Origin of the sequence: Nonomuraea sp. NPDC050790 (assembly GCF_044456745.1) — a bacterium.
Taxonomy (GTDB): Bacteria; Actinomycetota; Actinomycetes; order Streptosporangiales; family Streptosporangiaceae; genus Nonomuraea.
The window spans coordinates 175504-200349 of sequence record NZ_JBITGF010000003.1 but is presented as its reverse complement, the minus strand read 5'-3'; the positions used below and the strand labels follow the sequence as shown (position 1 = coordinate 200349).

General features: G+C 71.8%; 21 protein-coding genes. 11 read left to right on the top strand and 10 right to left on the bottom strand.

What is annotated here, in order from left to right; translation table 11 throughout:
• Nucleotides 1-80: 80 nt before the first annotated feature.
• Nucleotides 81-1199 carry a glycosyltransferase family 4 protein gene (locus ACIBEJ_RS15785; RefSeq protein WP_397183431.1) on the top strand — a complete coding sequence of 373 codons (1119 nt, stop codon included), beginning with the start codon at nt 81-83 and terminating at the stop codon, nt 1197-1199.
• A gap of 20 nt (nt 1200-1219) precedes the next feature.
• The gene (locus ACIBEJ_RS15780) at nt 1220-2311 is read left to right on the top strand and encodes a sugar phosphate nucleotidyltransferase (protein WP_397184313.1); all 1092 of its coding nucleotides are present in this window, start codon (nt 1220-1222) and stop codon (nt 2309-2311) included.
• 401 nt (nt 2312-2712) lie between these two features.
• On the opposite strand, the gene ACIBEJ_RS15775 is transcribed toward ACIBEJ_RS15780, so the two are convergent.
• Together ACIBEJ_RS15775 and ACIBEJ_RS15770 are read right to left on the bottom strand one after the other, a co-directional pair.
• A complete protein-coding gene (locus tag ACIBEJ_RS15775; protein ID WP_397183430.1) occupies nt 2713-3609 on the bottom strand; it encodes a DNA-3-methyladenine glycosylase family protein in 897 nt (298 codons plus the stop codon).
• 61 nt (nt 3610-3670) lie between these two features.
• Nucleotides 3671-5197 (bottom strand): alpha/beta hydrolase, encoded by a 1527-nt coding sequence (locus ACIBEJ_RS15770; protein WP_397183429.1) that lies wholly within the window; start codon nt 5195-5197, stop codon nt 3671-3673.
• 136 nt (nt 5198-5333) lie between these two features.
• On the opposite strand from ACIBEJ_RS15770, the gene ACIBEJ_RS15765 reads away from it, so the two are divergent.
• Entirely contained in the window at nt 5334-7880 is a 2547-nt protein-coding gene (locus ACIBEJ_RS15765) for a bifunctional FO biosynthesis protein CofGH (protein ID WP_397183428.1), read from the top strand.
• Between the two features lie 81 nt (nt 7881-7961).
• Nucleotides 7962-9689 (top strand): substrate-binding and VWA domain-containing protein, encoded by a 1728-nt coding sequence (locus ACIBEJ_RS15760; RefSeq protein WP_397183427.1) that lies wholly within the window; start codon nt 7962-7964, stop codon nt 9687-9689.
• A gap of 55 nt (nt 9690-9744) precedes the next feature.
• Here the strand turns inward: ACIBEJ_RS15760 and ACIBEJ_RS15755 are convergent, their stop codons facing one another.
• From ACIBEJ_RS15755 to cofD, 4 genes are all read right to left on the bottom strand, one after another.
• Nucleotides 9745-10167: a DoxX family protein gene (locus tag ACIBEJ_RS15755; protein WP_397183426.1), complete on the bottom strand. Its 423-nt coding sequence runs from the start codon at nt 10165-10167 to the stop codon at nt 9745-9747.
• Nucleotides 10168-10171: 4 nt separating this feature from the next.
• On the bottom strand, nt 10172-10909 hold the full coding sequence (locus ACIBEJ_RS15750) for a lytic polysaccharide monooxygenase (protein WP_397183425.1): 738 nt from the start codon (nt 10907-10909) through the stop codon (nt 10172-10174).
• 97 nt (nt 10910-11006) lie between these two features.
• The gene (locus tag ACIBEJ_RS15745; protein WP_397183424.1) at nt 11007-12164 is read right to left on the bottom strand and encodes a coenzyme F420-0:L-glutamate ligase; all 1158 of its coding nucleotides are present in this window, start codon (nt 12162-12164) and stop codon (nt 11007-11009) included.
• The gene (gene cofD / locus ACIBEJ_RS15740) at nt 12161-13099 is read right to left on the bottom strand and encodes a 2-phospho-L-lactate transferase (RefSeq protein ID WP_397183423.1); all 939 of its coding nucleotides are present in this window, start codon (nt 13097-13099) and stop codon (nt 12161-12163) included. The genes ACIBEJ_RS15745 and cofD overlap by 4 nt, the downstream gene beginning before the upstream one ends.
• 167 nt (nt 13100-13266) lie before the next feature.
• Here cofD and ACIBEJ_RS15735 point away from each other — a divergent pair, with 167 nt between their 5' ends.
• Both ACIBEJ_RS15735 and ACIBEJ_RS15730 read left to right on the top strand, forming a co-directional pair.
• Nucleotides 13267-15228, top strand: coding sequence for a hypothetical protein (locus ACIBEJ_RS15735; RefSeq protein WP_397183422.1), 1962 nt, complete (start codon nt 13267-13269; stop codon nt 15226-15228).
• Between the two features lie 317 nt (nt 15229-15545).
• Nucleotides 15546-15806 (top strand): WhiB family transcriptional regulator, encoded by a 261-nt coding sequence (locus ACIBEJ_RS15730; RefSeq protein ID WP_049564653.1) that lies wholly within the window; start codon nt 15546-15548, stop codon nt 15804-15806.
• A gap of 64 nt (nt 15807-15870) precedes the next feature.
• On the opposite strand, the gene ACIBEJ_RS15725 is transcribed toward ACIBEJ_RS15730, so the two are convergent.
• Nucleotides 15871-16293 (bottom strand): metallopeptidase family protein, encoded by a 423-nt coding sequence (locus tag ACIBEJ_RS15725; RefSeq protein ID WP_397183421.1) that lies wholly within the window; start codon nt 16291-16293, stop codon nt 15871-15873.
• 148 nt (nt 16294-16441) lie between these two features.
• Here ACIBEJ_RS15725 and ACIBEJ_RS15720 point away from each other — a divergent pair, with 148 nt between their 5' ends.
• From ACIBEJ_RS15720 to ACIBEJ_RS15700, 5 genes are read left to right on the top strand one after another with little or no spacing between them, the layout of a single operon-like run.
• Nucleotides 16442-16810 carry a DUF3499 domain-containing protein gene (locus tag ACIBEJ_RS15720; protein WP_184957752.1) on the top strand — a complete coding sequence of 123 codons (369 nt, stop codon included), beginning with the start codon at nt 16442-16444 and terminating at the stop codon, nt 16808-16810.
• Between the two features lie 30 nt (nt 16811-16840).
• The gene (locus ACIBEJ_RS15715) at nt 16841-18190 is read left to right on the top strand and encodes a phosphomannomutase/phosphoglucomutase (protein ID WP_397183420.1); all 1350 of its coding nucleotides are present in this window, start codon (nt 16841-16843) and stop codon (nt 18188-18190) included.
• The gene (locus ACIBEJ_RS15710) at nt 18187-18360 is read left to right on the top strand and encodes a Trm112 family protein (RefSeq protein ID WP_397183419.1); all 174 of its coding nucleotides are present in this window, start codon (nt 18187-18189) and stop codon (nt 18358-18360) included. The genes ACIBEJ_RS15715 and ACIBEJ_RS15710 overlap by 4 nt, the downstream gene beginning before the upstream one ends.
• Nucleotides 18357-19457: a bifunctional phosphoglucose/phosphomannose isomerase gene (locus tag ACIBEJ_RS15705; protein ID WP_397183418.1), complete on the top strand. Its 1101-nt coding sequence runs from the start codon at nt 18357-18359 to the stop codon at nt 19455-19457. The genes ACIBEJ_RS15710 and ACIBEJ_RS15705 overlap by 4 nt, the downstream gene beginning before the upstream one ends.
• Before the next feature lie 41 nt (nt 19458-19498).
• Nucleotides 19499-20419 carry a cation diffusion facilitator family transporter gene (locus ACIBEJ_RS15700; RefSeq protein ID WP_397183417.1) on the top strand — a complete coding sequence of 307 codons (921 nt, stop codon included), beginning with the start codon at nt 19499-19501 and terminating at the stop codon, nt 20417-20419.
• An 84-nt stretch (nt 20420-20503) separates the two neighbouring features.
• Here the strand turns inward: ACIBEJ_RS15700 and ACIBEJ_RS15695 are convergent, their stop codons facing one another.
• The 3 genes from ACIBEJ_RS15695 to ACIBEJ_RS15685 are packed head-to-tail and all read right to left on the bottom strand — an operon-like array spanning nt 20504 to nt 24840.
• On the bottom strand, nt 20504-22630 hold the full coding sequence (locus tag ACIBEJ_RS15695) for a protein kinase (RefSeq protein ID WP_397183416.1): 2127 nt from the start codon (nt 22628-22630) through the stop codon (nt 20504-20506).
• 24 nt (nt 22631-22654) lie between these two features.
• Nucleotides 22655-23131, bottom strand: a complete 477-nt coding sequence (locus tag ACIBEJ_RS15690) for a hypothetical protein (RefSeq protein WP_397183415.1) — start codon at nt 23129-23131, stop codon at nt 22655-22657.
• Between the two features lie 5 nt (nt 23132-23136).
• On the bottom strand, nt 23137-24840 hold the full coding sequence (locus ACIBEJ_RS15685) for an asparagine synthase-related protein (protein WP_397183414.1): 1704 nt from the start codon (nt 24838-24840) through the stop codon (nt 23137-23139).
• Nucleotides 24841-24846 lie beyond the last annotated feature (6 nt).

The following is a 24846-nucleotide window of genomic DNA, read 5'->3' as shown; positions in this document are numbered from 1 at the left end:
TTGGGGACGCTGGTCTTAGGCTGAACAAGAGAGGGGGACAACCGGTCCCACGTTGATCTTGAGGGGAGAAGATCTTCGTAATGCCTCGCGTGCTTGTCGATGCCGCCGCGGTCCCCGCCGACCGCGGTGCGTTGATCCGATATGTAGACGGCCTCATCGGCGCCCTTCACCGGGCCGGCGCCGATCTCGCGGTGGTCTGTCAGCGTTCCGACGCCGAACGCTACGGCAGGCTGGCGCCCTCAGCGCGGATCCTGCCGGGCCCCGTCGCCATCACCAACCGGGCCGCCAGGCTCGCCTGGGAGCAGACCGGCGTGCCGCTGCTCGCCCGGCAGGCCGGCGCCGACGTGATCCACGCGCCCTACTACTCCATTCCGCTTCGCTCCGGCCTGCCGACGGTGGTGACCGTCCACGACGTCACCTGGTTCACCGAGCCCGACCAGCACGGCACGGTCAAGGCGTCCTTCTTCCGCTCGGCCACCCGCACCGCGGTGCGACACGCCCGGCGGGTCATCGTCCCGTCCAAGGCCACCCGCGACGAGCTCGTCCGCGTCCTGGCCGCCGACCCCACCCGCATCGACGTCGCCTACCACGGCGTCGACCAGGAGATCTTCCACCCGCCGACCGTCGAGGAGACCAGGCGCGCGGCCGAGCGGTGCGGGCTGCGCGACCAGCCCTACGTCGCCTTTCTCGGCGCCCTGGAACCGCGTAAGAACGTTCCCAATCTCATCCGCGGCTTCGCCATGGCCGTCAAGAGCCTGCCCGACCCGCCCGCGCTGGTGATCGGCGGCGGCGTGCACGAGGACGACGTCGACGCCGCCTGCCGGGAGGTCGAGGCCACCGTCCGGGTCATCCGCCCCGGCTACCTGCGCAGCCCGGACCTGCGCGGGTTCCTCGGCGGCGCGCTCGTGGTGGCCTTTCCGTCCAAGGGCGAGGGGTTCGGGCTTCCGGTGCTGGAAGCCATGGCCTGCGGCACGCCCGTGCTGACCACCCACCGCACCTCGCTGCCCGAAGTGGGCGGGGACGCGGTGGCGTACAGCGAGCCGGACGCCGACAGCATCGCCGGGGCGCTCGGCCAGCTCCTGGCCTCCCCCGAACGGCGGGAGCAGCTCCAGCGGGCCGGACTCGCGCGGGCCCGCGAATTCACCTGGGACGCCTCGGCCGAGGCGCATCTCAGCTCCTATCAACGGGCGGTCGAATAGTTGGATAACCTCGCGGAGTGATGGAGAGCTCTTTGCCTGGCCTCGAGGCGATCCTCCTGGTCGGGGGGCAGGGCACGCGCCTGCGCCCGCTGACACTGGGCACGCCCAAGCCGCTGCTGCCGACCGCGGGTGTGCCGTTCCTGGCGCACCAGCTCGCGCGCGCCCGCTCGTTCGGGGTGCGCCGCATCGTCTTCGCCACCTCCTACAAGGCGTCGATGTTCGAGCCGGTCTTCGGCGACGGCGCCGACTTCGGGCTCTCGCTGGAGTACATGACCGAGGAGACGCCCCTCGGCACCGGCGGCGCCATCCGCAACGCCGCGCAGGCGCTGAGCGTCCCGCCCGACGCGCCCGTGCTGGTGCTCAACGGCGACATCCTGTCCGGCCACGACATCGGCGACCAGATACGCACCCACGTGGAACGGCAGGCCGCCGTCACCCTCCACCTCACCGAGGTCGACGACCCTTCGCGGTTCGGCTGCGTGCCCACCGACTCCTCGGGCCGGGTCACCGCCTTCCTGGAGAAGACGCCCAACCCGGTCACCAACCGCATCAACGCGGGCTGCTACGTGTTCACCCGGTCGGTGATCGACTCGATCCCGGCGGGCGAGGTGGTGTCCGTGGAACGGGAGACCTTCCCCGGGCTCATCGAGTCGGGCGAACTCGTGCTCGGGTACGCCGACCGCACGTACTGGCTGGACGTCGGCACACCGGCGGCGCTGGTCCAGGGCTCGCGTGACCTGGTGCTGGGCAAGCTCGCCTCACCGGCGCTGCCTGGGCCGACCGGCGAGCACCTCGCGCTGCCGGGCGCCCTGCTGTCCCCCGAGGCCAAGGCGGTGGGCGGCACCGTGGTGGGCGCCGGGGCCCGGGTGGAGGCGGGGGCGACGGTGACGGGCAGCATCCTGCTGGACTCCTGCGTGGTCGGGGCGGGTGCGACGGTGACCGACTCGGTGGTGGGCGCGGGGGCCCGGATCGCGGCCGGTGCGGTGGTGCGGGACGCGTTGATCGGGGACCGGGCCGTGGTGGGGGCGGGCAACGAACTGCAGGCCGGGATCCGGGTCTGGCCCGACATCCAACTCCCGGACTGCGCCGTCCGCTACTCCAGCGACGTCTAACCCACCCCACCCCCCTCCAGCCCCCACCCCCCTCCAGCCCCGACACCCCTCCAGCCCCGGCACTGCTCCGGCTCCGGCATCCCACCGGTCTCGGCACCCCTCCGGTCTGGGCGCCCCTCCGGGGTCCCGGCATCCTCACCCCCGGGGGCCGGGCAGCTCCATCCCGGCCTCCTGACCAGGCGCTCCCTCGGGGCGCCGAGGGCTCTTGGCAGGTGGCGCTCCGGTGACCGTCGTCCGTGGGGCGGTGGCTCGGAGGCGCATGTGGCGCTCTGGCCGGGGCGCCGAGGCTCTTGGCAGGTGGCGCTCCGGAGACCGTCGCCGGTGGCGCGGAGGCGCACGGGGCGCTCTGGCCGGGTGGTTCGGTGGTCGCGAGCTGGGGTTTTCTGTGGGCGGTGGTGGGGTTAGAAGTTGCGGTAGTCGCGGATGGGCATGCGGGGGCCGTGGGGTGGGGGGCGGAGGCCGGTCAGGCCGATGAGGACCGTGGCGCGGTGGCGGTGGCCGGTGTAGGGCTCCAGGAGGCGCATCATGCCGGGGTCGTCGGTCTTCTCGCCGGTCAGCGCGTAGCCGACGATCTTGGCCAGGTGGAAGTCGCCCACGCTGACCGCGTCCGGGTCGCCGAAGGCGCGCTGGCGTACCTCGGCGGAGGTCCACACGCCGATGCCGGGCAGGGTGCGGAGCAGGCGGTCGGCCTCGGCGCTGGTCGGGGCGGACTCCAGCTTGGACGCGTGCCAGGCGGCGGTGGCGATGGTCTTCGCCCGCACGGCTTCCGCCCCCGACCGGTGCCAATCCCAGGCCGGGATCTCGCGCCAGACGTCGGGCTCCGGGATGACCCGCATGCCTTCGGGGGCCGGGCCGGGCGCGGGTTCGCCGTAGCGGGTGAGGAGCCAGCGCCAGGCCCGCCACGCCTCCCGGCCGACGACCTTCTGCTCCAGGACGGCGGGCACGAGAGCCTCCATCACCCGCCCGGTCCGCCCAAGCCGCAAGCCCGCATATTTCCGGGCAACGTCCTCCAAAACCGCATGTTTCACGACAAATCCGGCGACATCGTCCTCAGCGCCCAGCAACGCCGGCAACGTCTCCAGGAGCCAGTCCGCCCCGGGGCCCCAGGCGTGGCCGTACACGGTGGAGGACCTGAGCGAGACGCGCAGCGTGCCGGGACCGGCGGGCGTGCGGGACGTGCGCCAGATCGCGCCGTCGTGCCCCTGCCGCCAGGTCGGGTCGCCGCCGCCGCGCCGGTGCGGACCCATGACGAGGCCCACGTCGACGGGCTCGTCAGGTGTCCAGGCTCGCTCTTTCACGCCTCCAGTGTGCCCGTACCCGCGCGGCCTGGATGACCGCGCGGGCGTCAGCCGTACCAAATCAGGAGGGGAAGCCCCATCCCGGGGTGCCGGGCTTCGGCGGCGTGAACTCGCGCAGCGAACGGGAACTCAGCTCGGCCGGAGGCACCGCCGGGCAGCGGGCGCCGGGCGCGGGCAGGCGCTGGGAGAGCAGGTACGCGTCGATCGTCCCGGTCGCGCATTCGCCTCGGCCGTAGACGATGTGGCCCCAGCCCTCGTAGGTGAGCAGGCGGCCGTATCGGCCGAGCTGCCGGGCGGTGCCGAGCGCCCACGGGTAGACTGTGGCCGGGTCGTGCAGCGAGTTGGCCACCAGCAGCGGGGTCTTGGTGCGGACCTTCAGCTCGTGCTGCGGGTTGGGGATCGGGGCGGGCTGCCCGAGGCAACTGACCACCGGGAAGATCGCCAGGCTGCTGTAGCGCATGTCGGGCGCGATCTTGTTCTGGCGCCGCACGTGCGCGTTCCACTCGCGGTAGTCGCGCACCGGCAGGCGGAAGTCCAGGCAGAAGATCTGGAACGGGTTCCGGGCGACCTCCTGCGTACGGTCGACGGTCAGGGCGGCGTCGCTCACCGTCCCGCCGCCGAGCAGTTCGTCGATGGTCTGCGAGAGCCTGGGCCAGCCGCGCGGGTCGTAGAAGTTGCCCACGGCGTAGCTGATGATCTCGAACGCGGTGAGCTTGGCGTCCGGCTGGCCGGGGACGCCGATCTCGCCGCGGTCGGCGCGGCCCAGCAGGTCCTTCCAGATCGCCCGCAGGTCCTTGCCGTGCTGCAGGCAGGTGCTCTCCCGCTTGCACCAGGCGACGAACTCGTCGAAGGCGTCCTGCGCGCCCCACGACTCGGTGTCCATGAAGCCGCGGGTGCCGAGGCTGTGGTCCATGGTGCTGTCGAGCGTCAGCGCGCGTACGCGGTGGGGGAAGTTCTCGGCGTAGAGCTGGCCGAGCAGGGTGCCGTAGGAGCCGCCCCAGTAGCTGATCTGCCGCTCGCCGAGCGCGGCGCGGAAGGCGTCGAGGTCCTTGGCGGTGCTGAGCGAGTCGACGTGGTCGAAGACCGGCCCGGTACGCGCCCGGCAGTCGGCGCGCAGCCGCTCGTTGTAGGCCAGCCGCCGGTCGAAGTCGGCCTGGCTCCGCATCAGCGGGAAGGGCGCCTCGGCCAGCACCGCGGTGGAGCAGACGACCGGGTTGCTGCGGTTGGTGCCGCGCGGGTCGAGGCCGATGACGTCGAAGCGGCGCACGAGCTCGGGGCTGAGGTAGTCGTTGGCGAAGAGCACCTCCTCGACCCCGGACCCGCCGGGCCCGCCCGCGCCGAGCACGAGCACGCCGATCCTGGCGGAGGGGTCGGTGGCCTTGCGCCGCGCGACGCCGACCTCGAAGGTGCCGCTCGCGGGGTTGTTCCAGTCCACGGGTACGGCCAGCGCCCCGCATTCCACGGCCGGATCCTCCGGGCACGGCGCCCACGCGATGGCCGGTTTGGACGGCGTCGCGGCCGTGGCCGTGGGGCTCAGAAGGGACAGGGGAACCAACAGCCCTGTTAACAGGGCGGCGAATCGTCGCATGACTTGATCATCAGTTGCCGGGCCCGGTAAGGGAATGGGTCCTGAGGAGGGTTGGAGGAGTAGGTCACAGGGAGGAGCGCGCCTCATACCAGGGCTGGGTGCGGTACGCAGACCCAGAGGGCCGTATCGTGCCGCTATGACTGTGGTCAGTGATTCCGCCCTGCGCAGGGCGCTCGCCCGCGCCCGCGACGGCAAGGCGCTCGACGTCACCGAGGCGACCGTGCTGCTGCACGCCCGAGACGGGCACCTCGACACCTTGCTCGAACACGCCGGCCGCGTCCGTGACGCCGGGCTGCGCAACGCCGGGCGGGACGGGGTGATCACCTACAGCAAGAACGTGTTCATCCCGCTGAGCCGGTTGTGCCGCGACCGCTGCGGCTATTGCACCTTCGCCACGGCCCCGCACAAGCTGCCCGCGCCGTTCCTCAGCCCGGACGAGGTGCTGGAGATCGCCCGCCAGGGCGCCGCGCTGGGGTGCAAGGAGGCGTTGTTCACGCTGGGCGACCGGCCCGAGGACCGCTGGCACCAGGCGCGGGAGTGGCTGGACGCCCACGGTTACGACGACACGATCTCCTACGTCCGCGCGATGGCGATCCGGGTGCTGGAGGAGACGGGGCTGCTGCCGCACCTGAACCCGGGCGCGCTCACCTGGCGCGACTTCCAGCGGCTGAAGCCGGTCGCCGGGTCGATGGGGATGATGCTGGAGACCACCTCCACGCGATTGTTCACCGAGAAGGGCCAGGCGCACTACGGCTCGCCGGACAAGGACCCGGCGGTGCGGCTGCGGGTGCTGGAGGACGCCGGCCGGTCGAACGTGCCGTTCACGACCGGCGTGCTGATCGGGATCGGCGAGACCGTCCAGGACCGCGCCGAGTCGATCTTCGCGATCAGGAAGGTCGCCAGGGAGTATGGCGGCGTCCAGGAGGTCATCGTCCAGAACTTCCGCGCCAAGCCGGACACGGCCATGCGCGGCATGCCCGACGCCGACCTGCGGGAACTGGCCGCCACGATCGCCGTCGCGCGGCTGGTGCTCGGCCCGAGGATGCGCATCCAGGCGCCGCCGAACCTCATCGGCGGCGAGTTCGAGCTGATGGTCAGGGCCGGGATCGACGACTGGGGCGGCGTCTCGCCGGTCACCCCCGACCACGTCAGCCCCGAGCAGCCGTGGCCGCAGATCGACGACCTGGCCGAGCGCACCGCCGCCGCCGGGTACGGCCTGCGCGAGCGCCTGACCCTCTACCCGGAGTACGTGCTGGCCGGCGAGCCCTGGACCGATCCCCGGGTGATGGCGCACATCAGCGCGCTGGCCGACCCGGAGACCGGCCTGGCCAGGCCGGACGCGGTGCTGAAGGGCATCCCGTGGCAGGAGCCCGACGGCGGCTTCTCCGCCTCGGGACGGGTGGACCTGCACACCGCCGTGGACACCGAGGGCCGCACGAACGACCGCCGCGACGACTTCGACCACGTCTACGGCGACTGGGACGCGCTGCGCGAGCGGCTGCCCGCCGCCGGGCCCGCGGCGATCCTGGGCGACCTGAGCCAGGCGCTGCGCCGCGCCGCCACCGATCCGGCGGGCCTGACCGACGCCGAGGCGGTGGCGCTGCTCGGCGCCGACGGCGAGGCGCTGGACGAGCTGGCCCGCATCGCCGACGACCTGCGCCGCGAGGTCGCGGGCGACGACGTGACCTTCGTGGTCAACCGGAACATCAACTTCACCAACGTCTGCTACACCGGCTGCCGCTTCTGCGCGTTCGCGCAGCGGCGTACCGACGCCGACGCCTACACCCTCAGCCTCGACCAGGTCGCCGACCGGGCCGCGGAGGCGTGGCAGGCCGGCGCGACCGAGGTCTGCATGCAGGGCGGCATCCATCCGGACCTGCCGGGCACCGCCTACTTCGACATCGCGAAGGCGGTCAAGGCGCGGACGCCCGGCATGCACGTGCACGCCTTCTCGCCGATGGAGGTGGTCAACGGGGCCAGCCGTACCAACCTCTCGATCGAGGACTGGCTGCGCGCGGCGAAGGAGGCGGGGGTGGACTCGCTGCCCGGGACCGCCGCGGAGATCCTGGACGACGACGTGCGCTGGGTCCTGACCAAGGGCAAGCTGCCGACCAGGGAGTGGGTCGAGGTCATCACCACCGCGCACAAGGTCGGCCTGCCGACGACCTCGACGATGATGTACGGCCACGTCGACAACCACCTGCACTGGGTCAAGCACATCAAGCTGATCAGGAGCCTGCAGGCGGAGACCGGCGGCTTCTCGGAGTTCGTGCTGCTGCCGTTCGTGCACCACAGCGCCCCGATCTACCTGGCCGGCATCGCCAGGCCAGGCCCCACCGCGCAGGAGAACCGCGCCGTCCACGCGCTGGCCAGGATCCTTCTGCACGGCTCGATCAAGAACATCCAGTGCTCGTGGGTGAAGCTCCAGGACGACCTGTGCCGCCAGGTGCTCCAGGGCGGCGTCAACGACCTGGGCGGCACGCTCATGGAGGAGACGATCAGCCGCATGGCCGGTTCGGAGAACGGCTCCTACAAGACGATCACCGAGATCGGCGAGATGGTCGCGCCGACCGGCCGTCCCTTCCGCCAGCGCACCACCGAGTACGGCAGGCCCGGCGAGGAGAGGCTGGCCGCCTCCGCCAAGAGCGACGGCGTCTGCCGTAGCGTCCTCAGGATCGTTTAGTTATAACAAGTTCTACCTGACCTTGCGCCGCCCCCGGGCGGCGCTGGGAGAATCGTCACTCCCGAATGGAGAGGTAGCACCGTGCGGTTGGCTCGACACCGCGCCGCTCCGGCGCCTGAGCAGCGACGGAGGCAGGCGCTCGGCCGGGGCATGCTGGCGGGGCTGGCGGTCGTGGCCGTTCTGGTCGCCGGTTTCGTGGTCGTCTTCGGCGGTGGCGGACCCTTATGTTCGACGCGAGAGCCTGTTCTGGTCAGTGTGGCCGCCGCGGTGGATGTGGCGCCGGTGGCGATGCAGGCGGCCGAGCGCTTCAACGAGACGAGGACGGCCACGGGCGGACGCTGCGTCCTCGTCCAGGTGACCGAGCAGCCGCCGGCGACCGTGCTGCGCACGCTGATCGGCGACCGCGCGGGCGTGCTGCGCCAGCGGCCCGACGGCTGGATCGCCGACTCCTCCGCCTGGATCAGGCTGGCCCGCAAGCAGGGTGCCAGCGCGCTGCCGGCCGGCCAGAGCACGGTGGCGACCTCGCCGCTGGTCTTCGCCACCCGCCAGTCGCTGGCCGAGCGCTTCGCGGTGGGCAGGACGGAGATGAACTGGCGCATGGTCTTCCCCTCGACCGTGCGCGGGCGGCTGCGCCCCAACGAGAACGAGCCCGACGTGGTACGCGTGCCCGACCCCTCGCTGGCCGGAGCGGGCATCGCCACCGTGGCCGCGGCCAGGGACGTCGTCGGCACCGGCGCCTCGGCCGACCGGGCGCTGACCGCGTTCGTCCGCTGGGCGCAGGCCGGCTCCGCGCCCGACTACCGCACGATGCTCGCGGCCGTGGACGACCGGGCCTTCTGGCAGCGGCCGGTGGTGATCGTCCCCGAGCAGTCGGTGCGCGAGCACAACCGGCGGCCCTCCGCCGACCCGGTGGTCGCGCTGCACCCGCGCGAGGGCACCATCAGCCTGGACTACCCCTACGTGGTGACCGCCACCGACCCCGAGGTGGCCGAGGCGTCCACGGTCTTCGCCGACTGGCTGCGCGGCGACGAGGCGCAGGAACTCGTGCGCAGGGCCGGGTTCCGCTCCGGCGACGGCACGCTCGGGCCGATCTCGCCCGGCCCGCAGATCCCCGCGGAGACGCCGCGCACCCGGCCGTCGATCTCGCCGGACGAGATCGACGCGGCACTGCAGGCGTGGAGCAGGCTGGCGCCGCCGACCAACATCCTGGTGCTGGCCGACACCTCCAAGCACATGACCGACCGGCTCGGGACCGCCCTGGCCGCGGCGAAGATCGGGCTGCAGCTCTTCCCCGACTCGACGCACATGGGGATGTGGGAGTTCGCCGACACGCTGGGCCGTACCAAGGGATATCGCGAGCGTGTGGGCCTGGGCCCGATCAACGAGCCGGAGTCGGGGCAGGTCGTACGGCGCGGCAGGCTCGACGAGCTGACCTCGGCCATCACCGCGCACCCGGATCTCGACAGCTCGCTGAACGACGCGATCCTGAGCGGCTTTCGCGAGGTCGGCGCCGAGTTCCGCGAGGAGATGAACAACACGCTCCTCGTCATCACCGCGGGCAGGGACGACGGCAAGGGCCTGAACCGCCGGGCGCTGCTCGACCGCCTGCGCGAGGAGTGGGACCCCGACAAGCCGGTGCAGATCGTCGTGATCGCCTTCGGCTCGGGGGTGGACCGCGCGGCGCTGTCGGAGATCACCACGGCCACCAACGGCTCGCTGCACGTCGCGCGGGAGCCCGGGGAGATCATCGAGGTGTTCCTGGCGGCGCTCGCCCGCCGGTTGTGCCACCCCACGTGCAAGAGCACGTGAGGCCCGCGGGCACCCGCCGACCCGCCGCACGGAGCGGGTGCCCGTTCTCAGACCACTAGGGGCCTTGTGGAACCTTCGTGCGGCGGCGGAGGTGTGCCACCACCGAGTCCAGCGACCACGGGCCGCTCCCGAAGAGCACGAGAATCAGGAACGACCAGCAGAAGAGGGCGGCCAGCTCACCGCCGTTGATGAGGGGGAAGAGCCCCTTGGGCTGGTGGACGGTGAAATAGGCGTACGCCATCTCACCGGCGGCGAGGAACGCCGCCGCGCGGGTGGCCAGGCCCAGGAGGACCAGACCGCCGGCGACGAGTTCGATCACCGCCGCCCACCATGACGGCCATTCGAGGAAGGCCGGTGGAGTGCCGCCACGGGGTCCGCCGAGCACTCCGAAGAGCTTGGCGGCGCCGTGGCAGGCGAACAGCAGTCCGACCACGATGCGGAACAGTGACACCACCGCGTCACGAACCTGCTGTTCCACGGATTCAGATCCGCTGCCAAAGAGCCGGGACATTGGGAGGTTCCCATCCTGCTATCGCGGTGTGGGACTGGAGGCAACGGTAGGACGATCCGCCATAGGTGACGGTGTTGCCCGGTGCGTACGCGGTGCCGGCCGCCCAGGTGCCGCCGGGGTTGGTGGCGGTCGGGGTCGGCGTCGGCGTCGGGGTCGGGGTCGTCGGGGTGGGAGTGGGGGTGGGCTGGCCGGGGCCGCCGCCACCGATGTTGACGTCCACACAGGCGTAGAACGCCATCGCGGTGTCGGCGATGTTCCAGATGGCCAGGACCTTCTGACGGCCGCTGAAGCCGGACAGGTTCACGTTGTGCGTGACCGTGGCCCCAGGTTGCTGGCCGTTCCCTGCGACGTACCCGACGCGGGTGTTGCCGATGTAGTACTCGTACGACAGCGTCGCGTGGCGGGCGGTGAACGTCCAGCTGAAGCTGGTGGACGAGCCGACGTTCGTCACCGGCCACGGCTTGCTCTCGTCGCTGAGCGGGGCCCAGCGGGAGTCACCGGCGTGGCAGTTGCGCTGACCCTTCGCGCCTTCGACGCTCTGGGGTTCCCAGACGATGGGGCCGCAGTTCGGCACCTTGCCGAGCTTGCAGTTGTACTGCCGGCTCGGAGGTGAGTTGACGTACCCGTGGGCCATCGCGGGGGAGGCGACGAAGACCGTGGCGGATATCGCCACGAGCATCGCGCTGGCTAACGTGAGCACCCTTCTCATACAAATGCTCCTCTACATGGGGGGATACCCCGAACATAAAGGAAAGTTTCCTAAGGGTAAATGCCTGCTTTACCCCTAAGTGTGGGCTCAAGTCAGATCAGCGCAGCACGATGCGGGCGGCGAAATCCTGGGGCTCCCGGTCGGCGGGCCGGGTCGCGGGACGGCCCACGGCCACCAGGCCGATCGGCCGCCAGCCCTCAGGGAGATCCAGAACCTCCTCGCCGCCGGTCGGCGGCAGCCACGCCGAGCCGAGGCCCTCCATGGCGAGCTGGACCAGCAGGTTCTGCACCGCCGCGCCCGCCCTGGCCGCCGCCTCCTCACCCGGCTCGGTCACGCAGGGCACGACCAGGTACGGGGCGTCCACCAGCTTCTCCCGTACGGCCGGCGTCTCCACCAGGACGAACCGGGTGCGCTCCGCGCCGGGGGCGGTGAAGGCGGCCTGCACGGCCTGCCGTACCAGGGACGGGTCCACCGGGTCGGCGGTGAAGTCGCGGACCGTGCGGCGGGCGGCGACCACGTCGCGGGAGCCGTAGCGGAACAGGTCCTCGTCGGCGGGGCGGATCAGCGGGCGCACACCGGGGCCGTCCTCCTCGGTCACCAGGTGCGCCAGGCCGCGCACCACCGCGACCGGGACGCCCGCCAGCTTGCCCTTGACCAGCTCGGCCGCCGCCGCGATCTCGTCGGCCAGGGCGGTGACGGTGGCGTTGAGGGGGTTGCCGTAGGAGTCCTCACCGCCGCGGAAGTCCTCCAGGGGGAGCACGCCGGCGGCACCGATGGCCACGTCGGCGAGGCCGTTGCGCCACGGGCGACCGAACGTGTCGGAGATGATCACGCCGACGCCGCGGGGGAGGCCCGCGCGGATGCGGCGGGCGGAGGCGTCGCTGTCCTCGGGCAGGAGCAGGACGGTGCCAGGGGCGACGTTGGAGTTGTCCACGCCCGCGGCGGCCATGACGAAGCCGTGGCGGGTCTGCGCGATGACCATGTCGCCGCGCCTGGCCACCACGCGCTCGGTCTCCTCCTCGATCGCGCTGGTGCGGTCGGGGGCGTGACGCAGCCTGCCCTCGGCCTTGCTGACGATCTTCGAGGTGATGACCACGATGTCACCGGGACGCAGCCCTGCCCCGTCGAGCATCCCGGCCAGGTCGTCACCGGGCCGCACGTCCGGCAACCCGGCGACCGGCAGCACCTGAAAACCCTCGGACGGCAGCCCCTCCTGGCCGGTGCTCGGTGCCTGCGGGTGCGGCGGTGTGGTCATCGGTTGAGGTCCAGGGCGAGGTCGAGGGCGGCGCGGGCGATGTCGGCGGCGGACTCGGCGTCGTGCATGATCAGCGGGCGGGCCGCCACCCGGATGCCGGCCACGGCCACCCCGTCGTCCTCGGGCGCGACCAGCCAGCCGTCGACCAGGTCCGCCCCGTACAGCTCCAGCACCGCCTGGGCGCTGGTCTCCACCCCGATCGCGGTCAGGCAGGCGTCGGCCATGCCGCGCACGGGCGCGCCGCCGATGATCGGGGAGACGCCCACCACGGTCTTGGCCAGCAGCGCGTCCCTGATGCCGGGGACCTGGAGGATCGTGCCGATGCTCACGACCGGGTTCGACGGCGGGAGGATCACCACGTCCGCCTCCGCGATCGCCTCCAGGACGCCGGGCGCGGGCCGCGCGGTGTCGGCGCCGATCAGCGCGATCGACTCGGCCGGGACCGAGGCGCGCAGCCTGACCCACCACTCCTGGAAGTGGATCGCCCGCCGCCCCTGCTCATCGGTGATCACCACGTGGGTCTCGCAGCGGTCGTCGCTCATCGGCAGCAGCCGTACGCCGGGCTGCCAGCGCGCGCACAGCGCCTCGGTGATCTGCGAGAGCGGGTAGCCGGCCTCCAGCATCTGCGAGCGCACGATGTGGGTGGCGAAGTCGCGGTCGCCGAGCCCGAACCACTGCGGCTCCACCCCGTACGCGGCCAGCTCCTCCTTGACCGTGTGGGTCTCCTTCTCCCTGCCCCAGCCCTGCTCCTCGTTGATGCCGCCGCCCAGCGTGTACATGACGGTGTCCAGGTCGGGGCAGACCCGCAGGCCGAACAGGGTGATGTCGTCGCCGGTGTTGCCGATGACGGTGATCTGGGCGTCGGGGGCGGTGGCGCGCAGGCCGCGCAGGAAGCGGGCGCCGCCGATGCCGCCGGCGAGGGACACGATGTGCATGTCACCCAGTCTTCCATCTGTCCCAGAGGTCAGTCTTACCCCTCCCCATGCCAGAAAAATCCTCTCAATGCGGGACATGTGATGGATGAGCCTCCTGGGTTCCCCGCCGCGTAAGTCGGTCATGTGGCAAACTCCACTGCGGGCCAAAGGGCTCGATGGGGGTAGTTGTGAGCAAACTTGACGTCGCCCGGCTGAGAGAGCCGGCCGCCTGGATCATGCTGGCGGCCGGAGTCACGTCCACGCTGGTGGCTATTGGCCGGTTTCTGATCGGTGGAGACGGTGCCTACGGATCGAGCATCGGTCTCTCCGAGCGCGGCGCCATCTACTTCTCCAGCCTGACCAGCCCGGTCACGATCGCGCTGCTGGTCGGCGCGGTGCTGCTGCTGACCAAGCTCGGCAGCCCGGCCAAGTCCGCGCGGGCGGCCACGATGACCGCGGCGATCACGCTGGCGGCGATGGTGCTGTTCGGGGTCCTGGCCCTGTTCGTGGCCCTGTTCGCGGGCGACGGCTTCCGCTCCATCCTGGAGCTCCTGCTCACCGGCCTGCCCACGCTCGCCCTGACGGTCCTGGCCGCGCTCTACCTCATGCCGCAGGCCCTGCCCGCGCGCCGTCCCGTGACGACGTTCTCGCCGCAGCCCGGCTTCGGCCAGCCGCAGGGGTACGGCCAGCAGAGCTTCGCCCAGCAACCCAGCTTCCCTCAGCAGCCCGGTTTCGGCCAGCCCGAATACGCCCAGCAGCCCGCCTCGGGCCAGGCGTTCGCCCAGCCCGCCCCGGGCCAGCAGTTCGGCCAGCAGCCCCCGTCCGGCCAGCAGCCCCCGTCCGGCCAGCCCTCCGCCGCAGGCCAGCCCTCCGCCCCTGGTCAGACCTCCGCCCCTGGTCAGACCTCTGCGCCCGGCCAGCACTCCGCGCCCGGCCAGCAACCGGCACCGGGCCAGCAACCGGCGACGGGTCAGCACCCCGCCTACGCCCAGCCCGGTTACGCGCAGCCCGGCCAGAGCCCGCAGGTCCCCGGCCAGGGCTTCACCGGGACCGACCCGGGCCAGCCCTACGCCCAGCCGGGCCAGCAGTTCGGCCAGCCCGATCCGGGCCGGCAGTTCGGCCAGGGCTTCGGGGCCGAGCAGGAGGCGTACGCGAACTTCCAGCAGCCCGCCGCCCCCGAGCCGCCCGCGCCGCAGCCCAGAGCCGCACTCCCCGCCGCCCCGGACCCCCAGCAGTACGCCCCGGACTCCCAGCAGTACGCGCCCGAGCCCCAGCAGTACAGCCAGGAGCCTCAGCAGTACGCCCCTGAGCCCCAGCAGTACGGCCAGGACTCCCAGCAGTACGCCCAGCCCGCGCAGAGCGGCGCGTACACCCCGTCCGGCTACTCCGCGCAGGACACCCCGAACGTCTACGCGCCCGAGACGCCCCAGAGCGGCGGCTACAACACGGTGGACACCGCACCCCCGTCCAGCGCCTACGCCCCCTCCGACACCCTGCCCCCCTCGGGCGGCTACACGCCGTCGGAGACGCTGCCCGACTCCGGCTACACCCCGGCCCCCTACGTCCCGGCCGACAGCCAGCCGGACGTCTACCGCCAGCAGCCCCAGTCCGGCGCGTACAACACCCCCGACCCCTACGCCCCGCCCCAGGACGCCTACGCGACCCCGAGCTCCTTCCCCCCGCCGGAGCCCAATCCGTACGCCCCGCCCCAGGACTCCGCCACCCCGTACTACGAGCGCCCGCCCGCGTTCGAGCAGCAGGGCCAGCCGTTCACCGGCATGTCGGGCCAGGAGTACGCCCAGCAGTACCAGGAGCCCGACCCCCCGGTGGACCCCCGCTCCCAGCAGCTCCTCGACGCCTATCAGCAGGCCGAGCACTACCAGCACTCGACCGCCGGAACCGCGCCCGACCTGCGCGTGCCCGACTACACGGGCGGCCAGCCGGGGAGCTACGACGACCCTTTCGGCCACCCCCAGCAGCAGCCCTACCAGCCCGGCTGGAACGGCGGCGCGGAGAATCCGGCCGAGTCGACCGTCCGGCTTGACCAGGCGGCTTTCCGGGGCGGCGACGCGCTGAACGACCCGCCCAGGCACGGGGACGACCCCATCGATCCCACCGCCATATACACCCCCAACGAGCCCCGCAGGTAACCGAGCGGCAAAGCACGGCTAGAGAGAAGGTGGGCCACGGGTGGGGGTCAATCCCGCCCTGGTACGGTTCCGACCGCTGAGAGCGCTGAACACGCCAGGTCCAGGCCATGGTTCATGGAAACCGCCGGGCGCGAACATCACATGCCAAGCACACCGGGGCGAGCACTGGTCTTTCCCCGGATACCGGCATGCCGCTTGACGTCACGTACGGCACGCGCGTGTAATTACAACCATGTTGTTACGCCTTCCAGTGGGTGGGTAATAAGGAAGGCGTTCATGGGGGGCTCCATTGCGGGCAGGCGGCAGGGAGGTGTGCAGTGACCGATCTGGTCATCGCACAGGACCAGCTTGATGCGGAAGAACTCGGCTGGCAGGAGCGCGCGCTGTGTGCGCAGACGGACCCGGAGGCGTTCTTCCCGGAGAAGGGCGGCTCCACACGCGAGGCCAAAAAGGTCTGCCGTTCGTGTGAGGTCCGAGCCGAGTGCCTGGAATACGCGCTGGAACACGACGAGCGGTTCGGCATCTGGGGAGGGTTGTCCGAGCGGGAACGTCGGCGGATCAAGCGTCAGGCCGTATAGGCGGAAACATCCGGATCGAGGGGTCACGTGGCATCAGCCGCGTGGCCCCTCGCGGTTTTCCCGATCAGTGGGTGTCGTAGCCCGGATCGACCTCGTCGGGCGAGCGGCCCAGCAGGAACGCCACCTGCTCCACCACCGTGTCGTGCACCAGCGCGCCCAGCGTCTCCCTGTCGCGCGAGCGGGCCTCCAGCGGGCGCCGGTAGACCACCACGGAGGCCGGATGGGCGCCGCGGGCCGGCTCAGCGCGGCCGAAGGGGATCGGGCCGGAGCGGCCGGGGCCGTCCCCGAGCTCGCTCAGCGGCGGCACCTCCTCGACGGCGAACTCCACCGCCGCCAGTTGTGTTCCCCAGCGCGGCTTGAGCCGCTCGACGGCGTCCAGGACGAAGTCGTCGAAGCGCTCGCCCCTGGACTTCGCGATCGGCACGTGCGAGGGAGCCAGCGGGCCTCGAAGTCCGCGACCGTGGCGGTCACGGCGTCGTGGAGTCATCCGCACAGTTTACGAGGAGCGGCCGCCGTAGGGCCGCATTGGTACAGGTGGGTGTAAAGGATGCGACAGGTGTCCGAATTGTGGCGACACGCTCGTTAAGAGCGCTCAGATAGTGGCGCCTCGGACTCTTACCAGATACGGTCCCTCCGTGAGCCCCGTCCGCCGCTGTTCCCGCACCGCTTGCAGCCAGCCTGCCGTCTTCACGCTCACGTACGTATACGCCGACTCGACCGCTGTACTCGGCCCTCTGGCGACGTACGCCGAGCCGCACTGCTATGACCTGTGCGCCGAGCACGCCGAACGGCTCACCGCCCCCCGCGGCTGGGAGGTGGTGCGGTTGCCCACGGACGGCGCCTCACCCAGTTCCGACGATCTCGAAGCGCTCGCCAACGCGGTCAGGGAGGCGGCCAGACCGAGCCCGTCCGGCACCGAACCCGTAGGCCAGGGGGTCGAGGTCGGCCGCAGGGGCCACCTGCGCGTGCTCCGCTCCGCCCAGCAGCAGCGTGGCGACCGGTAGGCTCGTCTCAACGACGACCTAGGAGCTGGAGTGGGCGATCTCGCCAAGATCTTCAAGGCCTACGACGTACGCGGCGTGGTGCCTGACGAGCTGGACGAGCCGATCGCCGAAGCCGTGGGGGCGGCCTTCGTCGACGTGACCGGCGCGACGTCGCTGGTCGTGGCGCGGGACATGCGGACCTCGGGAGCGGGGCTGACCGCCGCCTTCATCAGGGGCGCCACCGGACGCGGCGCGGACGTGATCGACGCCGGCCTCGGCTCCACCGACCTGCTCTACTACGCCAGCGGCAGCCTCGACCTGCCCGGCGTGATGTTCACCGCCAGCCACAACCCGGCCCGCTACAACGGCATGAAGATGTGCCACGCGGGCGCGGTCCCGGTCGGCGCCGACACCGGGCTCACCGCCGTGCGCGAGCGCGCCGCGGAACTGCTCGGCTCCGGCCTGGAGCCGGGCGCGGCCCGCGGCTCCGTCACCGAGAAGGACCTGCTCCACGGCTACGCCGCGCATCTGCGCGCGCTGGTCGACCTGAGCGCGATCCGCCCCCTGCGGGTGGTGGTCGACGCCGGAAACGCGATGGGCGGCCACACGGTGCCCGCGGTCTTCGAGGGCCTGCCGATCGAGGTGACGCCGCTCTTCTTCGAGCTCGACGGCACCTTCCCCAACCACGAGGCCAACCCGCTGGAGCCGGACAACCTGCTCGACCTGCAGCGCGCGGTCACCGAGACCGGCGCCGACCTCGGCCTGGCCTTCGACGGCGACGCCGACCGCTGCTGGGTGGTCGACGAGCGGGGCCGCTCGGTCTCGCCGTCGGCGATCACCGCACTGGTCGCCGCCAGGGAACTGGCCAAGCACCCGGGCGCGAAGATCATCCACAACCTGATCACCTCGCAGGGCGTCCCGGAGATCGTCCGCGAGCACGGCGGAGTCCCGGTACGCACCCGCGTGGGCCACTCCTTCATCAAGGCCGAGATGGCCCGCACCGGCGCCGTCTTCGGCGGGGAGCACTCCGCCCACTACTACTTCCGCGACTTCTGGTTCGCCGACTCGGGGATGCTGGCCGCCATGCACGTGCTGGCCGCCCTCGGGGAGCAGGCGAGCACGTTGTCGGAGGTCGTGGCCGCGTACTCGCGCTACCACGCCTCAGGCGAGATCAACAGCACCGTCGCCGACCAGGCGGGTGCGCTGGCCAGGGTCCGCGAGACGTTCGGCGGCCGGGGCTCCTTCGACGAGCTCGACGGGCTGACCGTGACCGGGTCCGGCTGGTGGTTCAATCTGCGTGCGTCCAACACCGAGCCGCTGCTCAGGCTCAACACCGAAGCGGCCGACGAAGGCAAGATGACGGCGATCAGGGACGAGGTCCTCGCCGTCGTAAGGAGTTGAAAGTGAAGATCGACGACTGGCTGCTCGAGATCCTGGCCTGCCCGGCGTGCAAGTCCGCGCTGCGTGCCGAGGCCGAAACAGACGAGCTGGCCTGCACCGGATGCGGTCGCGTCTACCCGGTCCGCGACGACATCCCCGTCCTGCTGGTCGACGAGGCCAGGACTCCGTGAATTGGGAGTCCGACCGGCTCGATGACCAGCGATTCCTTACCGACAACGATCCCGGCGGCATGCTGCTGGCGGTCGCCGACTCCGCCGCGCAGGTGCGGATGGGGCAGCGGGCCGCCGCGGAGGCCGGCCTCGCCGAGCTGCGCGGCCGTCCGCGCGCCGTCGTGGTCGTGGGCATGGGCGGCTCGGCGATCGTCGGGGACATCCTGGCGGCGGTCGCCGGACAGGGCGCGCCGCTGCCGATCGTGACCGTCCGCTCCTACCAGCTTCCCGGCTGGGTGGGCGCGACCGACCTGGTGATCGCCGTGTCGGCCTCCGGCCGCACCGAGGAGACGCTGTCGGCCGCCACCGAGGCGGTCAGGCGGGGCTGCACGCTCGTGGCCGTCGCCAGTCCCGGCTCACCGATCGAGTCGGTGGCCAGGCAGGGCGGCGGCATCTTGGTTCCGGTCCAGGCGACCGGGCAGCCGAGGGCCAACGTGTGGCTGCTGGCCGTACCCCTGATCGTGGCCGCGGCCGGGCTGGGACTGGTGCGCGCGGACGAGACGCTGATCGAGGGCGTGGCCAAGTCGCTGGAGGACATCGCGCACCGCTGCCGCCCCTCCAGCGAGTCGTTCATCAACCCGGGCAAGCAACTGGCTATGGAGCTGGCCGAGAGCGTGCCGATGATCTGGGGTTCCTCGCAGGTCAGCGGCGTCGCGGCGTACCGGCTGGCGTGTCAGCTCAACGAGAACGCCAAGTACCCCGCGGTCTTCGGCGAACTGCCCGAGGCCAACCACAACCAGGTCGTCGCCTTCGACGGCCCGCTGGCCAGGCGCGACATCTTCGCCGACGACGCCGGGCGCTCGCTGCGGCTGGTGATGATGCGCGACGCCGACGAGCACCCGCAGGTGACGCGGCGGCGCGAGGCGTCCGTGCGGATGGCGCGCGACCGCGACGTCGCGGTCACCGAACTCGCCGCAGAAGGCGCCCATCCCCTCGAACGGCTGGCCTCCCTCATCGCCCTGGGCGACTTCGCCAGCACCTATCTGGCGCTCGGCTACGGTATCGATCCGACTCCAGTGACAGCGATCACAGAACTTAAGGCGAGAATTTCGCAATAAGATCCGGGATTGTTCGATCGACCTATGAGTGGAGATTCGCAGTGAGCGCGAGTGGCGGTACCAAAGCGATCGTCGCGGCTCTGGCCGCGAACCTGGCCATCGCCGTGGCCAAGTTCGTGGCCTTCGTATTCACCGGCTCGTCCTCGATGCTGGCGGAGTCCATCCACTCGGTCGCGGACTCGGGCAATCAGGCCCTGCTGCTGATCGGTGGCAAGCGGGCCCAGCGTGAGCGGACCAAGGAGCACCCCTTCGGGTACGGCCGTGAGCGCTACTTCTACGCGTTCGTCGTGGCCGTCGTGCTGTTCACGATCGGCTCGGCCTTCTCGATCTACGAGGGCATCCACAAGCTCAGCTCGCACGACCCGCTGGGCAACCTCAACTGGGCCATCGGCGTGCTGATCTTCGCGATCATCGCCGAGTCGTTCTCCTTCCGCACCGCGATCAAGGAGTCCAACGCGGTACGCGGCAAGCAGGGCTGGGTGGAGTTCATCCGCCGCTCGAAGTCACCCGAGCTGCCGGTCATCGTCCTGGAGGACCTCGGCGCGCTGCTGGGCCTCATCTTCGCCCTGTTCGGCGTCTCGATGGCGGCCATCACCGGCGACCCGGTCTGGGACGCCGTCGGCACCCTGATGATCGGCGTGCTGCTCGGCATCATCGCGATCATCCTGGCCATCGAGACCAAGTCGCTGCTGCTGGGCGAGGGCGCCTCGCCCGACGTCGAGGTCCAGATCAGGACCGCGCTGCAGAACGCCCCCGAGGTCACCCGCGTGATCCACATGCGCACGCTGCACCTCGGGCCGGAGGAACTGCTGGTGGCCGCCAAGATCGCGGTCGAGCACGACGACACCGCGGCCGAGGTGGCGCGCGGCATCGACGAGGCCGAGCAGCGCATCAGGGCGGCGGTGCCGATCGCCCGCGTCATCTACCTGGAACCGGACCTGGACCGCACCCCCACCGCCTGACCCCGCGACCTGGGTCCCCGGGCTGTCCCGGGGCCCAGGCGCCGGCGTATTCCAGGGCCCAGGCGGCCTCGGCGTTTCCCGTGGCTATCTCGGGGCCCAGACCGCGGTGAAGTAGGGGTGCTGGGCGGTGCCCGAGACCTGGAGGGCGGCCGGGTAGTAGCCCTTCTGGGCGATCTGGTGGAGTTTGGTGCGGTAGGCGGCCGGGGTGAGGTCGCCGTAGTGGAAGTAGGCGCTGTCGTTCTTGCGCCACACGGCGGTGTACCTGCGATCCGGGGTGGCAGCCACCATCATCGGGCGGTAGCCCCTGGCGTGCAGGCGGTCGTAGGCGCGCTTGTGCTCGGCCCAGCCCAGGTTCACGGTGGCCTGCCAGCCGGTGGTCGCATTGGGCTCCCAGACGGCGGCGTAGCGGCGGTCCGCCGCGGGGCCGTAGGCCGAGACCCAGCGCAGGGCCATGCGGCCGCGGTCCTGGTAGTGGCGGAGCCGGTCGCGGAACTGGGCCTCGGTCATCCGCCAGTAGCTGTGGTTATGGGCGGTGGCGCCCTGCTTGACCATCACGCCCGCGTACGTCGCGTGCCGCCACGGGCCCACGCCCACGATGAGCTTGACCCGGTAACCGGCGGCCATCGAACGGGCCAGGAAGCGCTTCGTGGCCTCCGGGCCAAGGCCGTGGAACAACCTCGGCGGCGGCCCCTGCCGCCTGACCCACACCGCCGTGTACCGCTCGCCCGGCGCCAGGCTCAGCGACGCCGGCTGGAACCCGGCCGCGACCAGCTTCGCGGCGCGGGCGGCGTGCGCTGCCCTGGGCAGGTTGTAGTAGATCCGCACGTTCCCCGTGGTCTGCTCCTGCGGGTACGGCGAGGCCGCCCCAGCCGGAGGCCGGGTGGTGCCCGGTTCAGCGGTTCCACCCGGGTCGGCGGTCCCGCCAGGATCGGCCGTCTCACCCGGGTCAGCGGTCCCACCCGGGTCGGCGGTTCCGCCTGGATCAACGGTCCCGCCAGGATCAGCGGTTCCGCTCGGGTCGGCGGTTCCGCTGGGGCCGGCGGTTCCGCTCGGGCCGGTGGTTGCGCCCGGGTCGCGGGTGGGCGCGGGGGTGGCGGGGCCCTCGGTGGCCTGTCCGGCCGGTTCGCCCACTGCGGGCGGCTCGGCTGACAGGGATGCCGCGGCTTCCGGTGGCAGGGCGGCGGGAGCCGTACCGGAGTCGAAGGCCCTGACGGCGAAGACGCCGCCCACGGCGGCGGCGACACCCACCAGCGCCCCCACGACCCGCACCGCCCGCCCACGCGCCTTGACCGGGACGGGCGGCGGAGGCTGGACGCGGTCCGGTTCCCGGTTCTGGGCGGGCGGGCCGGGCGCGGAGACCGGCTCCTGCTCGTGAGCGGGAGGTGTGGGGGCCGGGTGCTTTTTGGGCGCCGGGGGGTGGCCGATGGTGGTGAGTTCGAGGAGGAGGCCGGCGGCGGTGGGACGGGTGGCGGGGTCCTTGGCCAGGGCCGCGGCGACCGGGGCGCGCAGCGGGTGCGGCAGCGGGGACAGGTCGGGGGTGTCGTTGAGGATGCGGTGCATGACGGCGGGGATCTCCGCCGCGTGGAAGGCGTGGCGGCCCGTGGCGGCGAAGTACACGACCGCGCCCCAGGCGAACACGTCGGAGGGGGGCTCGGCGCGGTGGCCGAGGAACGACTCGGGGGCCAGGTAGAGCGGCGTGCCGACGACGTTGCCCGAGGTGGTGGCGGTCATGTCGGAGGTACGGGCCACGCCGAAGTCGATCAGGCGCGGCCCGTCGGGTCCGAGCAGCACGTTGGCCGGCTTGAGGTCGCGGTGGACGATCCCGGCCCGGTGGATGGCGGCCAGCGCCATCATGAGCCCGGAGGCCAGCCGGAACAGGGGTTCGGGCGCGAACGGGCCGTCGGAGGAGACGGCGCGGGCGAGGCTGGGGCCCTCCACGTACTCGCTGGCGATGTAGGGGCGGGGTCCGTCGAGTGAGGCGTCGACGATGCGGGCGATCCAGGCGGGGGAGACGCGCTGGGCGGCGGCGAGTTCCTTGGCGAAGCGCTCGCGTAACGGGGAGCCGCCCCCGGAGTGCAGCACCTTCAGTGCGAGCCGCCGGCCGTCGGCGGCCTCGGCGAGGTAGACCACGCCTTGACCGCCGTCGCCCAGCCGGCCACGCAGGCGGTAGCCGGCGATCGTCTGCGGATCATCAGACGTCAGGGGCTGCATTCACGGGATATTAGAGGAATCGGGCTACTCGTGCCCGGTCAGACAGGATGTCCCGGCATCGGTCGTGTCGAACAGACACCGGCCCTCCCTGTCCAGGGTCACGACCTTCTTCACGCTCCTGAACTGCAGCAACGTCTTGTCGATCGTGTGCAGGATCCGCGCGTCGCCGCCCACGCCGAGCCCGAAGACCGTCCGGCAGAAGCGCAGCGTCGCCGTTCCTGAGGTGATCTTCAGCATGAAGTCGGCGCCGCAGTCGGAGCGGCCGCGGATCTGGCCGCCCAGCTCGGAATGGAGACCCCGGCGCTTCTCCGCCTCGGTGGGGCCGTTGATCAGCTCCAGGAGGGCGAATCGGGCGACGCCCCGGTCGGGCGCCTTGCGGGTGACGGCCACAGCCTTGCCGGGGATGCCGTAACCCTTCGAGAAGTAGACCTTGACGGTCTGAGCGGTGCCCGCGTGCGCGGGTGAGATGGCGAGGACCACTGCCATCAGCAGCTCTTTCATGCTTGTTATGACGCCATCAACGGACGCTTGGTTGGCACCGTCACCCGCCCGCGCGAAGCGGTTCCCGGAGCGGTGAGATCGGCGCCGAGCAGGCCGGCGACGGTGTACAGATGCCAGACGAGCGCGGGCTTGACCAGCCTGCCGCCGTCGAACAGCGCGGGCACCTTGTCCAGGCGGACGATCTCGCCCAGCCGGGAGCAGGCGACGATCGTCTCGCGCAGTTCCTCGGCGAGCTCCTGACCTGGTTCCGTCCGCCAGTTCCAGGGCTTGGGCCGCGGCGCGGAGATGTGGCGGGCCGCCTTGTTGCGCCAGCGGGCGAACCGGCCCTCGGTGCGGAAGCGCCACGGCCGGCCCTCCAGCGGCAGCTCGGCCAGCGGTGGCGCGAACGTCCTGATCAGGCGGTGGACCAGCCGCTCCGACCGGCGCACGCCGGGGTCCATGCCGAGCGCCGCGCGGACCACCCGGTTGTCCAGGAACGGCTGCACCGGTGTGCCCTGGCGCAACATCGCGGCGCGCGCGGCGGCGTGCCAGCGGCCCACGCGGAAGCGCACGTACAGGTGGTCGGGCACGTGAAGGGCGTCCGAGCTCCAGGACAGTTCCTCCGCATGGTCGTTGGCCGTGTCCGTGAACAGGCCGCGGTGGGCCAGGAACAGCGTCTCGGTGCGCCGGCGGATCGCCTCGGGGGTGGCCTCCTCCATGCCGGACAGGTAGCCGCCGCGCAGGATCTCCCCGTTGTGTCCGCCCAGCCGGGGGACGTCGCTGTAGGGGGCGTCGGCGGTGATGTTCTCGTAGGCCGACAGCATGCCCTCGCAGGCGCGCAGCACGTGGTGGACGCGGTCGGCCGGGTGCACGACCGACAGCTCGTTCCCCTGCGTCAGCACCGGCGTGGTCACGTCGTGCTCGACGCCGAGCGCCGCGGCCACCTCGCGGGCCACCACCACGTCGGGGTGGTCGTCGAAGCCCGAGGTGAAGGCGCGGAACGGGATGCCCGCCCCGTGCAGCAGCGCCGCGATCAGGCGGCTGTCGCGGCCGCCGGTCAGCGTGACGCGCACCCGATCCCGGCCGCCGGCGAGGGGCCGCACCGCCTCCAACATGCGCTCGGCCACCTGCGCTGCGCCGGTACGGCCACGCCCCACCGGCAGCGGCTCCGTGGTCACCGTCAGCCGCTCGCCCGCCGCCAGTTCGGAGGCCGGAGGCAGGGCGCGGACCCCGGCGTAGGGGGTCTCCTCGGACAGGAAGTAGCCCTGCCTGGCCACGGACTGCAGGGCCGCCACGTCGTAGCGGACCTCGCCGTGGGCGGCCAGCCGTACCAGGAGGGCGCGGTTTCCCACGACGAACAGGTCGGGCGTCTCGGCGTGGTAGACGGGGTCGGCGGGCGCGATCGAGGTCGAGGCGGTGATCCCGTGCTCGCCCGCGCGCAGGAGGGCGAAGCAGCCCGGCTGCCAGGTGGCGGGTTCCCGGCCGGGCTCGCCCGGGTGGTGGCCGGCGACGACGGTGATGCCGTCCGGTCCGGTGGCCGGTTCCCAGCCGGGTTCGTTGGTCCAGGTGAGGACGTGGACGCCGCCGTTCGAGGAGATCCACTCGCTCGCCCTGATCCGCTCGGCGGCGACGGGAAAGGTCGCCCCGATCGCGTCGCGGGCACGACGGACCGCCTGGCCAAGGGCCTCCAGGCGGTGTGGACGTGCGGAAACAGCCAGGAAAACCCTCATGATGCC

Coding starts and splice junctions, on each gene's coding strand:
- ACIBEJ_RS15785 (WP_397183431.1), top strand. CDS start 81: ATGCCTCGCGTGCTTGTCGATGCCGCCGCGGTCCCCGCCGACCGCGGT.
- ACIBEJ_RS15780 (WP_397184313.1), top strand. CDS start 1,220: ATGGAGAGCTCTTTGCCTGGCCTCGAGGCGATCCTCCTGGTCGGGGGG.
- ACIBEJ_RS15770 (WP_397183429.1), bottom strand. CDS start 5,197: ATGCGACGATTCGCCGCCCTGTTAACAGGGCTGTTGGTTCCCCTGTCC.
- ACIBEJ_RS15765 (WP_397183428.1), top strand. CDS start 5,334: ATGACTGTGGTCAGTGATTCCGCCCTGCGCAGGGCGCTCGCCCGCGCC.
- ACIBEJ_RS15750 (WP_397183425.1), bottom strand. CDS start 10,909: ATGAGAAGGGTGCTCACGTTAGCCAGCGCGATGCTCGTGGCGATATCC.
- ACIBEJ_RS15745 (WP_397183424.1), bottom strand. CDS start 12,164: ATGACCACACCGCCGCACCCGCAGGCACCGAGCACCGGCCAGGAGGGG.
- cofD (WP_397183423.1), bottom strand. CDS start 13,099: ATGCACATCGTGTCCCTCGCCGGCGGCATCGGCGGCGCCCGCTTCCTG.
- ACIBEJ_RS15725 (WP_397183421.1), bottom strand. CDS start 16,293: ATGACTCCACGACGCCGTGACCGCCACGGTCGCGGACTTCGAGGCCCG.
- ACIBEJ_RS15695 (WP_397183416.1), bottom strand. CDS start 22,630: ATGCAGCCCCTGACGTCTGATGATCCGCAGACGATCGCCGGCTACCGC.
- ACIBEJ_RS15690 (WP_397183415.1), bottom strand. CDS start 23,131: ATGAAAGAGCTGCTGATGGCAGTGGTCCTCGCCATCTCACCCGCGCAC.
- ACIBEJ_RS15685 (WP_397183414.1), bottom strand. CDS start 24,840: ATGAGGGTTTTCCTGGCTGTTTCCGCACGTCCACACCGCCTGGAGGCC.